Consider the following 10255-nt stretch of genomic DNA (forward strand, 5'->3'; position numbering starts at 1 on the left):
ATTTGAGGCGAATGCAAGGCCGAAGGCGTCCCTCCGCCGACGAAGCCAAGCGAGGCTATTGCCGATATCGCTATCGATATGATATCATTTTCATATCGATTCAGGAGGGACTGATGACCACGACCCACTCGAAATCCACCGAGCGCCCGGCGTCCACCGCCAACGGGGTGCTCATGCTGCTCCTGGGCCTGGCCCTGATTGTCGGCGGTCCCGTCGCCGTGGCGCAGGATCCCGACAATGTGCTGCTGGTGGCAGGCGGCGTCGTCACGGCCGTGATCGGCCTGCTGCTCGTCTGCGGCCTCTACTCGCTGCAGCCCAACGAGAGCATGGCGATCCTGCTGTTCGGCGATTATCGCGGCACCGACCGCAAGACCGGCCTGCGCTGGGTTCTGCCGTGGTACAGCCGCAAGAAGATCAGCCTGCGGGTCCGCAACCTCACCAGCGACAAGCTGAAGGTGAACGACAGGCGCGGCAGCCCGATCGAGATCGCCGCCAACGTCGTCTGGCGCGTACAGGACTCGGCCCAGGCGCTGTTCGACGTCGACGACTATCAGGCCTTTGTGAACATCCAGGTCGACACGGCCCTTCGCGACATCGCCTCGCACTACGCCTACGACCACGGCGACGAGACCGACGTTCCAGAACTGACGCTGCGCGCCGACGCCGAGGATGTCGCCGGCCGGCTGAGGGACGAACTGGTCGGCCGGGTCAGCGTCGCCGGTGTCGCGGTCGACGAGGCACGGCTGGCCCACCTCGCCTATGCGCCCGAGATCGCCGGGGCCATGCTGAGGCGCCAGCAGGCGGAGGCCATCCTGTCGGCCCGCCGCCTGATCGTCAGGGGTGCGGTCGGCATGGTCGAGAACGCCCTGGCGGACCTCAACGAGCGGGGCGTGGTCGAACTGGACGAGGACCGCAAGGCGGCCATGGTCTCCAACCTGCTGGTCGTGCTGTGCGCCGACCGCGAGGCCCAGCCGGTCGTTAATACCGGCACCCTGTACGGTTGACATGGCGCGTAACAGGAAGCCGTTCCTGATGCGTGCGTCCTCGGGCGTGATGGCGGCGGTCGAACGATTGGCCGCCGCCGAACTGCGCTCGATCAACGCCCAGTTGGAGGTCCTGCTGCGCGAGGCGCTGGCGCGGCGGGGCATCGTCCCCTCTGAAGACAGCCCGTCGGCGGACGGCGCGACGATGACGCCGACGGATGACGCTTGAGCTTCGCCGTCGCGGGCGCTAGGGCGCGCGGATGGTCAAGTCGCACATGTCCAAGGTTCGCAAGGCCCGCCGCATCCAGAAGCGCGTCCGGCGCGTTGGCCCGCTCGGTGTCAGCGCCGCTGAGAGGGAACTGATGAATCTGGCGGGACTGGAGGTCCAGGAAGGGGAGCTGCGTCTCATCCCCGGCTGGGACGAGGAGGTTTCCGAGACCCTGAGGGCGACCAAGGCCGCCGGCGAGGATGGGCGGCCGCGGCTGGTCGACACCACCATGCTGTATGCGCCGCGCTCCGGCGGGGTCAAACGCTACCTGCTGTCGAAGAAGGCCTGGCTGGAGGCCGAACGCCCCGGCGTCGCCCACTCGCTGGTGGTGCCGGGCGCGCACCACAAGGCCGGCGAGGACGGCATCGTCCAGCTGCACGCCACCAAGCTGCCGTTCGGCGACGGCTACCGCTGGCCGACATCGGTGCGCCGCTGGGGCGCGTGGGTCGCCTCGCTGAACCCCTCGCTCATCGAGGCCGGCGACCCGTATACGCCGGGCCAGGGCGCCCTCGAGGCCGGCCAGCGCGCGGGCTGTCCGGTCGTCGGCTTCTGTCATTCCGACCCCGCCGGCCTCGCCGCGCTTCACTTCGGCGAATGGGCCAAGAAGCCGGTCGAGAAGCGCTGGGCCCGCCTGTTCGGCCAGTTCGACCGCGTCGTGTCGCCCAGCCGCTACATCGCCCGCCGCCTGGAAGAGGCCGGCATCAAGGACATCGTCATCCAGCCGCTCGGCGTCGAGGTCGACACCTTCCGGCCTGACCGGCGCGATCGCGACTGGCTGCTGAAAAAGCTCGGCCTGCCGGCGTCGGCACGCCTGCTGTGCTTCGCCGGCCGCCCGGCCCGCGAGAAGAACATCGACGTGCTGATCGAGGCGGTTCAGCGCCTCGGCGACCCCTATCATCTGGTGCTGGTCGGCGCCGGGGCCGGCCTGCCCGCCGAGGACCGCGTCATCTCCCTCCCGTACGAGGCCAATCCCAAGGCCGTGGCCCGGATCATCGCCTCGTGCGACGCCTTCGTGCACGCCAACGACAAGGAGCCGTTCGGCCTCATCGTGCTCGAGGCCATGGCCTGCGGCCGTCCGGTGGTCGGGGTCAACGCCGGGGGGGTCAAGGAGACGGTCGACGAGACGGTCGGGCAGCTGGCGAAGAGCGCGGATCCCGTCCACTACGCCGCCGCTGTCGAGGCCCTGTTCGCCCGCGACATCGAGGCCGTGGGCGCCGCAGCCCGCATCAAGGCCGTCGAGCGCTTCTCTTGGGGCCGGGTGTTCGAGGACCTGTGCATGACCTACGCCGACGTCAGCGGCGAACGCGCCTTCGTCGAACCGCGGGGCGTGTCGGCCGAGCACTGAGCCGCCCCGGATGATCGGGGGACAGATGATGACAGGAAGTTATCTTGCCTGGTCCCGCCATCGGCCCTAGCCGTGGACGAACCCCGGGGGAGATCACCATGAAACGCCTTCTACTTGCCGCCGCGCTATCGCTCGCCACCGCGCTTCCGGCCATGGCGCAAACGGTCGTCATCGTCCGCCACGCCGAAAAGGCCGACGCCAGCGCCGATCCGGTATTGTCAGAGGCCGGGCAGGCGAGGGCGCAGGCGCTCGCCGCGGAACTGGCTGACGACCACCCCGTCATCATCCTGACCAGCCCGCTGCAGCGCACCCGCCTGACCGCCGCGCCGACGGCCGAGCATCACTCTGTGACCCCGGAGGCGATCGCATTGAACGGCGGCGTCCAGGCCCATCTGGCCGAGATCGTCGCCAGGGTGCAGGCCCAGCCAGAGGATGCCACCATCCTGATCGTCGGACACAGCAACACCGTCCCGCTGATAGCGCGCGCGCTCGGCTACCCCGACGCCGCCGACATGCCGGAATGCGAATACGACCGGATGACCACCCTGCACCTGCTGGGCGGGGGCCGCGCCCACGCGATCGTCAGCCGTTACGGCGAACCGACGACCTGCTGACGGCGGTTCACTGCTCGACCTTCGTGATCTCCGGGCCGTTCACCTCGAAGATGCGGCCCTCTCCGGCGATCACATAGATCGGCATGCGGTTCTGCAGCGACAGGAACACATGGGTCTCGACCGGCCCCTGCGAGACGATCTGGGAGACCGCGAGGGCGACGGGCCGCCCCTGATCGTCCGATTGCCGGCGCGGCATGTTCAGACAGCTGTTGCTGAGCATGTCCCGCCGCAGCACCGTCGAGCCGTCGGCGCTGATGCGGAAACGGTAGTGGCCGCCCATCGGCACGATGTTGGCGTCGGTAGTCGAGGTCAGCAGCCAGACGAGCCATCCGTCACTGTCCGGATCGTCCAGCACGACCGTGTTCAGGTTCTGCGAGCAGCGCAGGTGTCCGATGTTCGAGATGGCCGTCTGGCGGGCGAGGAAGCCGGCCTTTTCCTCCGCCGAGAGCGTCCCGTCGGAGACGACCTCGACCGGCCCGGCCCGCCCGTCCCGGACCACCACGTCGAAGGCCGACTTCAGCGTTCCGCCGTGCTGCCGGACGAAGCGCACCCGCTGCGCCTCGCCCTCGTCGACCACGATCCAGCCCGCCATGTCCGCCGGCGGAGGCGTGCTCGCCCAGAGCGCCATCACGGCGTCCGTGGCGACCCAGGCGGCCACGTCCTGACGGTAGATGGCCTGGCCCATGGCGCTGATCTTCTCGAGCGGCCATTCCTCGATCGGAACCGGGTCGGGCGCGCGCTGGGCGAGGGCTGGAGCCGCGAGGGCGCCCAGCAGGGCGGCGGCGACGAGAGCGGCGATGCGCATGGATGAGTTCCCCCGAAACGGGAGCCATCCTGACATCACACGTCCAGTTCATCCACCACGAAGCGGGCGTTGTCCTGGATGAACTGGTAGCGGGCCTCGGCCTTCTTGCCCATCAGCCGCTCGACAAGGTCCTCGATGTCGTCCTCGGACGCCGGAACCGTGACCCGCGCGAGGGTGCGCTTCTTCGGGTCCATGGTGGTCTCCTTGAGCTGGGAGGCCATCATCTCGCCGAGACCCTTGAACCGCCCGATCTCGACCTTCTTGCCCTTGAACACCGTGGCCAGCAGCTCGTCGCGGTGGGCGTCGTCGCGGGCGTATTCCGACAGCGGCCCGGCCGAGATCCGGTAGAGCGGGGGCAGGGCCATGAACAGCCGGCCCTGGCGGATCGTCTCGGGCATCGAGCGATAGAAGAAGGTGATCAGCAGGGCGGCGATGTGCGCTCCGTCCACGTCGGCGTCGGTCATGATGACGATGCGTTCGTAGCGCAGGTCCTCGATGTTGAACCGGCTTCCCGGCTGCACGCCCAGCGCCAGCGCCAGGTCCGACAATTCGATATTGGCGCGCAGCTTGTCCGCGGTCGCCGAGGCCACGTTCAGGATCTTGCCGCGCAGGGGCAGGATGGCCTGGGTGGTCCGGTCCCGCGCCTGCTTGGCCGAGCCGCCGGCCGAGTCGCCCTCGACGATGAACAGCTCCGTGCCCTCGGCCGACTGGCGCGAGCAGTCCGACAGCTTGCCCGGCAGGCGCAGCTTGCGGGTGGCGGCGGCGCGCTGGACCTCCTTGTCCTTGCGGCGGCGCAGGCGGTCCTCGGCCCGGTCGATGACGAAGCCGAGCAGGGTGTTGGCCTGTTTCGGGCTCTCGGTCAGCCAGTGATCGAGCGGATCGCGCATCAGCTGTTCGACCAGCCGCGCGCCCTCCGGCGACGACAGCCGGTCCTTGGTCTGACCCTGGAACTCGGGATTGCGGATGAACACCGAGATCAGCGCCCCGGCGTTGGCGATGACGTCCTCGGCGGTGATCAGCCCCGCCCGCTTCTCGTTGACCAGCTCGCCATAGGCCTTGAGCCCCTTGACCAGCGCCGCCCGGAAGCCCGCCTCGTGCGTGCCGCCGTCCGGCGTCGACACGGTGTTGCAGTAGGAGCTGACGAAGCCGTCGGCCTCGCCGAAGCCGATCGGCGACCAGGTCACCGCCCATTCGACCGCGCCGGCCTCGCCCTTGCGCTCGACCCGTCCAGCGAAGGCCGGGGTGACCGTCTCGATCTGGCCGATCCGCTCGGCCAGGGCGTCGGCCAGACCGTTGGGGAAGTGGAACACCGCCTCGGCGGGCGTGTGGTCCGTGATCCGCTCGGGCGCGCAGGTCCAGCGGATCTCGACGCCGCGGAACAGATAGGCCTTGGACCGCGCCATTCGGAACAGCCGCGCCGGCTTGAACGCCGCGCCGACACCGAAGATTTCCTCGTCGGGCCTGAACCGGATCAGGGTGCCCTTCTTGCGCGACGGTCCCGCCTGCTGGATCGGCTCCAGCGGCAGGCCGCGGCTGAAGGATTGTTTCCACTCGAAACCGTCGCGCCAGACGGTGACGTCCAGATGCTCAGACAGGGCGTTGACCACCGAGACGCCGACGCCGTGCAGGCCGCCCGAGGTCTCATAGGCCTTGCCCGAGAATTTGCCGCCCGAGTGCAGCACGGTCATCACGACTTCCAGCGCCGACTTGCCGGGGTGTTTCGGGTGCGGATCGACCGGGATGCCGCGGCCGTCGTCGCGCACCGACAGCCAGCCATCGGCGTCGAGGTCGACGGTGATCAGCTTCGCGTGCTTGGCGACCGCCTCGTCCATGGCGTTGTCGAGGACTTCGGCGAACAGGTGGTGCAGGGCCCGCTCGTCGGTGCCGCCGATGTACATGCCGGGGCGTTTGCGGACCGGCTCCAGCCCCTCCAGCACCTCGATCGACGAGGCGGAATAGCCGGTCGCCGCGGCCAGCGGGGCGGGCGAGGGGTGGTCGGCCAGCCGCGCGGCGGGCTCGGGCCGCGGCGCGGCCGCCTGCGGAGTCAGCGCGGGTTCCGGCGCGACCGCGGGATCGCCCGGGCGCGGCTGCGTCGGTTCGTCGTCAAACAGCGAAAGGAGGTCGGCGGACTGGGCCATGCGGATACTGTGCGGCGATTCGGGAGCCGGTCTGGTAGGCCCGGCGGCGCTTCTCCACAAGCGGGACGGGACACCGCGCCGGGGCCGGCAGGATCGCCCGGGTCATCACCGCCATGAACAGCACCCAGGGCAGGCCCTGGTGCGCGAGCAGGATGCTTTCCGACAGGCTCAGCACGAAGAAGGCGGCGAGGAAGCCCAAGGCCCACCAGCCTTCGCGCACGCCCTGGCCCATCGACCGGAAGACCGTGATGACGACTGTGACGGCCATCAGCGTCCCGACCAGCACCGCGCCCGGCCAGCCCAGCTGCACCAGCAGGTCGATCCAGCCGTTGTGGGCGTTCGGCACCGGCCACTGGGTCTCCTTGCGCACCCAGTCGGCCGGCACGGACTCGCCGGCCCGCCCCCAGAAGGCGCCGTAGCCGTAGCCGGTCCAGGGCTCGTCGGCGACCTTGCGCATCAGGGCGTCCCAGATCTCGGTGCGTCCGGTCAGCGACGGATCCTTGCCCAGCGCCTCCAGCACGGCCACCGAGTGGGTCTGCCAGGTCCACAGGCCGACGCCGGCCAGCACCACCGCGATCCAGATCGCGGCCACGCTGAACGCCGGCCCGCCGCGCCGCAGGGCCCAAAAGCCGCCCACGAGGGCCAGGCCGATCACCAGGCACAGCAGCGAGGTCTTTGACTGGGTCGCCAGCACCAGACCGCTGGACAGGATCAGGGCGAGAGCGGTCAGCAGCCGCCGCGGGTCGGGCGAGGCGAGGCAGGCGGCCGAGGCGGTGGCCCCGATCACCATCACCGCCCCCATCTGGTTCTTCTCGTACCAGAGGCCGCGCCACAGGCCGGCGTTGTCGTACTGGTGCACGCCGATCTCGGGGAAGGCGAAGACCATGACCAGACTGCCCACCGCCATCAGCAGCGCCGCGTGCATCAGCAGCCTGGGCAGGTGCGGTCCCCGGAACACGGCGCCGAGATACAGGGCGAACACGCCGCTGATGGTCAGGGCGATGACCCGCCGGGTGGTCGTCTCGTAGTCGATCGACCAGTAGCGCGAGGCGAAGGCCAACCCGACCAGCAGGACCACGGCGATCGCCGCCGGCCACGCCCGCCACAGCCGGTCGATCCGGTACAGCGCCATGCCGAAGATGGCCGCATAGGCCGGCAGCCAGACCAGCCGCAGCACCGGCGTCTCTTCCTGCAGCGGCGCGAACACCGGCCCGATCAGAGCCCCGGTCATCATGGCGATGATGGCGACGCAAATCGCCCGCTCCCACAGGCTGGGCGGGGTTTCGATCAGGACCGCGTCTGGACGGGATTCGCGCACGCGTGCAGGGTCGGCCAACGGGCTTAACGAAGGGTTGGGGGACGATGCTGGCTGGACTCTTCGGGAGCCGTACCTTTCTCGACCCCGATATCGAGGAATGGCACCTCGGGACCTGGGGTGTCCTGACCGAGCGGTTCGGCGCCGAGCTATCGCTGGCGGAGACGCCTCTGGCCCTGCCGACCCGTGACTTCTTTCCCCCGACGGACCAGACGGGTCACGGCAAGGCTCTGCACGTCTTCGGCTGCGTCCGGTCGATCCTGAAGATGACCGAGGCGGACTGGCCCTGCCGGCTGGAGGCGCAACCGCGGCGGATGACCGGCGAGCGGGTTTCGGAGTTCGTGGCGATCGGAGGCGGGTCCGACCCCGACGGCACGTTCAGGATCGAAGCCGGGGAGGCGGTGATCACCTACGCGCCCGACCTGCTCGACGACCCGATGAGTCTCGTCGCGACGCTGGCGCACGAGATGGCCCACTATCTGCTGGCCGCCGAGAGCGATCTCGTCGAGGACGAGACCCACGAGCTGATGACCGATCTGGCTGTCGCCTACGCGGGTCTCGGCGTGTTCGGCGCCAACGCCGCCTTCAGTTTCGAACAGCATGGCGACGCCTTCAGCCAGGGATGGCGCAGCCGTTCGTCAGGCTATCTCTCGCCCCGCAGCTGGGCTTTCGCCCTGGCGGTGTTCGGCGAGCTCCGCGGCGACGACCGCGGGATGGAGACGTATCTCAAACCCGGGATCGAGGGGCTGCGGCGGCAGGCGGTGAAGTATCTGCGCAAGAACCCTGAACTCCTGACCGGCCTGCGACCGGCCGGATAGCGTCAGAACCCTGCCAGCGCCGCGTCGATCCGGACCACGTCCCCGGGCCGGTCCTTCCGGCTCACCTTCAGCGCCTCGCCGTCGCGGCGGATCGTGGTGCAGCGCAGATTGTTCAGGTTCCGCTCGATCTCCGCCCGCCGGCTGTCATCGTAGGGCTCCTCGCCCATCCAGTGCTCGCACATCTCCGCCCGCTCGACGAAGCGGGTCACCGCGTCGTCGCTCCAGTCCGCATCGGCGCACCCCGAAAGCGCCGCTGCGGCGCCCGCCAGAACCAGCATCCGCATCAGGCCTTCTCCACGAACGTGTCGATAACCTTCTTCTCCCCCGCCTTGTCGAAGGCCACCGACAGCTTGTTGCCCTCGATGCCGATGATGCGGCCGTAGCCGAACTTCTGGTGGAAGACCCGTTCGCCCTTCGACCACCCGCTCCCGGCTCCGGGATCGGCCGTCGCCACAAGCCGGCCGTCGCCCTCGATCAGCGCATGCCGCGCCGGCTTGGCCGCCGGGGCCCTCGCCGCCGTGAACGACTGCGCCCGTTTCCAGCCCGGCGAGGAATAGCCTGAGCCGAAGGTCGGCATCTCGTCCCAGCGGCTCTTGGCCTCCTTCATGCCGGGGGTGACGCCATAGTAGCCCGTGTCGCTCTCCGCCTCGACGTGGTCGATCGGCAGCTCATCGACGAACCGGCTCGGCAGCTGCGAGGTCCAGCGCCCGTAGACCAGCCGGTTGGCGGCGAACGAGATGCGCGCGTCCTGCTTGGCCCGGGTAACGCCGACGTAGGCCAGCCGGCGCTCCTCCTCGAGCCCCTTTTCGCCCTTCTCGTCGATACTGCGCTGGCTCGGGAAGACGCCTTCCTCCCAGCCCGGCAGGAAGACCAGCGGGAACTCCAGCCCCTTGGCGCCGTGCAGTGTCATCACCTGCACCGCGTCCTCGGCCCCGCCGCGGTCGAGGTCCATGACGAGCGAGACGTGCTCCAGATAGGCGGGCAGGCTGTCGAAGGCCTGCATCGACTGGGCCAGCTCCTTGAGGTTGTCGAGCCTCGTCTGGCCGGTCGCCCGGTCGGCCTTCTGCATGTCGGTGTAGCCGCTCTCCTCCAGCACCGTCTCGGTCAGCTCCCAGTGCGTCGTGGTCTGGGCCAGCGCCCGCCAGCGGTCGATGTCGCGCACGAAGTTGGAGAGCGCCGTCCGGGTCCGCGCCTGCAGTTCGTCCGAGACGATCAGGTCGCGCACCGCCGCCATCGCCGACACGCCCGACAGCCGCGCGATCTGCAGCACCTTCTGCACCGAGGTGTCGCCGACGCCGCGCTTGGGCGTGTTGACGATGCGCTCGAAGGCCAGATCGTCGTCCTCGCTGAGGATCAGCCGCAGATAGGCGTGGGCGTCGCGGATTTCGGCCCGTTCGAAGAAGCGCGGTCCCCCGATCACCACATACGGGATGGCCAGCAGCACGAACCGCTCCTCGAACGCCCGCATCTGGAACGAGGCCCGGACCAGCACCGCCATGTCCTTGTAGGCCATGCCCGCCCGCCGCGCCGTCTCGATCTCGTCGGCGATCAGCCGAGCCTCGGCCTCGCCGTCCCAGACCCCGCGCACGCGGACCTTGTCGCCGCTCAGATCCTCGGTCCACAGCGTCTTGCCCAGCCGCCCCTTGTTGGCCGCGATCAGGCCGGACGCGGCGCCGAGGATATGCTGCGTCGAGCGATAATTGCGCTCGAGCCGGATCACTTTCGCTCCCGGGAAGTCCCGCTCGAAGCGCAGGATGTTGTCCACCTCGGCGCCGCGCCAGCCATAGATCGACTGGTCGTCGTCACCGACGCAGCAGACATTGCCGGTCGAGGAGGTCAGCAGGCGCAGCCACAGATACTGGGCGACGTTGGTGTCCTGGTATTCGTCGACCAGGATGTAGCGGAACCGCCGCCGATATTCCTCGGCGATATCCGCGTGTTTCGACAGAATCGTCAGGTTGTGCAGCAA

At 69.2% G+C, this 10255-nt stretch carries 10 protein-coding genes; 5 read left to right on the forward strand and 5 right to left on the reverse strand.

Annotation, left to right across the window (positions count from 1 at the left end; all coding sequences use genetic code 11):
* Window positions 1-113: 113 nt before the first annotated feature.
* The 4 genes from VGD32_RS11410 to VGD32_RS11425 all read left to right on the forward strand — a co-directional run bounded on the left by VGD32_RS11410 (window position 114) and on the right by VGD32_RS11425 (window position 3210).
* The gene (locus tag VGD32_RS11410; protein WP_331032006.1) at window positions 114-1004 is read left to right on the forward strand and encodes an SPFH domain-containing protein; all 891 of its coding nucleotides are present in this window, start codon (window positions 114-116) and stop codon (window positions 1002-1004) included.
* A 1-nt stretch (window position 1005) separates the two neighbouring features.
* Window positions 1006-1212: a hypothetical protein gene (locus VGD32_RS11415; RefSeq protein ID WP_331032007.1), complete on the forward strand. Its 207-nt coding sequence runs from the start codon at window positions 1006-1008 to the stop codon at window positions 1210-1212.
* A gap of 133 nt (window positions 1213-1345) precedes the next feature.
* Window positions 1346-2596 (forward strand): glycosyltransferase, encoded by a 1251-nt coding sequence (locus tag VGD32_RS11420; RefSeq protein WP_331032008.1) that lies wholly within the window; start codon window positions 1346-1348, stop codon window positions 2594-2596.
* Between the two features lie 98 nt (window positions 2597-2694).
* Window positions 2695-3210, forward strand: coding sequence for a phosphoglycerate mutase family protein (locus VGD32_RS11425; RefSeq protein WP_331032009.1), 516 nt, complete (start codon window positions 2695-2697; stop codon window positions 3208-3210).
* A gap of 7 nt (window positions 3211-3217) precedes the next feature.
* On the opposite strand, the gene VGD32_RS11430 is transcribed toward VGD32_RS11425, so the two are convergent.
* From VGD32_RS11430 to VGD32_RS11440, 3 genes are read right to left on the reverse strand one after another with little or no spacing between them, the layout of a single operon-like run.
* On the reverse strand, window positions 3218-4015 hold the full coding sequence (locus VGD32_RS11430) for a hypothetical protein (RefSeq protein ID WP_331032010.1): 798 nt from the start codon (window positions 4013-4015) through the stop codon (window positions 3218-3220).
* Between the two features lie 35 nt (window positions 4016-4050).
* Entirely contained in the window at window positions 4051-6153 is a 2103-nt protein-coding gene (parE, locus tag VGD32_RS11435; protein ID WP_331032011.1) for a DNA topoisomerase IV subunit B, read from the reverse strand.
* Window positions 6119-7471: an O-antigen ligase gene (locus VGD32_RS11440; protein WP_331032012.1), complete on the reverse strand. Its 1353-nt coding sequence runs from the start codon at window positions 7469-7471 to the stop codon at window positions 6119-6121. The genes parE and VGD32_RS11440 overlap by 35 nt, the downstream gene beginning before the upstream one ends.
* 44 nt (window positions 7472-7515) lie before the next feature.
* On the opposite strand from VGD32_RS11440, the gene VGD32_RS11445 reads away from it, so the two are divergent.
* Complete coding sequence (locus VGD32_RS11445) at window positions 7516-8286, forward strand: hypothetical protein (protein ID WP_331032013.1); 771 nt, start codon at window positions 7516-7518, stop codon at window positions 8284-8286.
* Window positions 8287-8288: 2 nt separating this feature from the next.
* On the opposite strand, the gene VGD32_RS11450 is transcribed toward VGD32_RS11445, so the two are convergent.
* Both VGD32_RS11450 and VGD32_RS11455 read right to left on the reverse strand, forming a co-directional pair.
* A complete protein-coding gene (locus tag VGD32_RS11450; RefSeq protein ID WP_331032014.1) occupies window positions 8289-8570 on the reverse strand; it encodes a hypothetical protein in 282 nt (93 codons plus the stop codon).
* The coding region (locus VGD32_RS11455; protein WP_331032015.1) for an ATP-dependent helicase at window positions 8570-10255 on the reverse strand (1686 nt) is incomplete at its 5' end. The genes VGD32_RS11450 and VGD32_RS11455, both read right to left, overlap by 1 nt.

The organism is Brevundimonas sp. (genome assembly GCF_036402095.1).
Classification (GTDB): Bacteria; Pseudomonadota; Alphaproteobacteria; order Caulobacterales; family Caulobacteraceae; genus Brevundimonas.

What these genes read in the sequence shown, in the direction of transcription:
- VGD32_RS11415 (WP_331032007.1), top strand. Translation starts at nt 1,006, where the DNA reads ATGGCGCGTAACAGGAAGCCGTTCCTGATGCGTGCGTCCTCGGGCGTG.
- VGD32_RS11450 (WP_331032014.1), bottom strand. Translation starts at nt 8,570, where the DNA reads ATGCGGATGCTGGTTCTGGCGGGCGCCGCAGCGGCGCTTTCGGGGTGC.
- VGD32_RS11425 (WP_331032009.1), top strand. Translation starts at nt 2,695, where the DNA reads ATGAAACGCCTTCTACTTGCCGCCGCGCTATCGCTCGCCACCGCGCTT.
- parE (WP_331032011.1), bottom strand. Translation starts at nt 6,153, where the DNA reads ATGGCCCAGTCCGCCGACCTCCTTTCGCTGTTTGACGACGAACCGACG.
- VGD32_RS11430 (WP_331032010.1), bottom strand. Translation starts at nt 4,015, where the DNA reads ATGCGCATCGCCGCTCTCGTCGCCGCCGCCCTGCTGGGCGCCCTCGCG.
- VGD32_RS11445 (WP_331032013.1), top strand. Translation starts at nt 7,516, where the DNA reads ATGCTGGCTGGACTCTTCGGGAGCCGTACCTTTCTCGACCCCGATATC.
- VGD32_RS11420 (WP_331032008.1), top strand. Translation starts at nt 1,346, where the DNA reads ATGAATCTGGCGGGACTGGAGGTCCAGGAAGGGGAGCTGCGTCTCATC.
- VGD32_RS11410 (WP_331032006.1), top strand. Translation starts at nt 114, where the DNA reads ATGACCACGACCCACTCGAAATCCACCGAGCGCCCGGCGTCCACCGCC.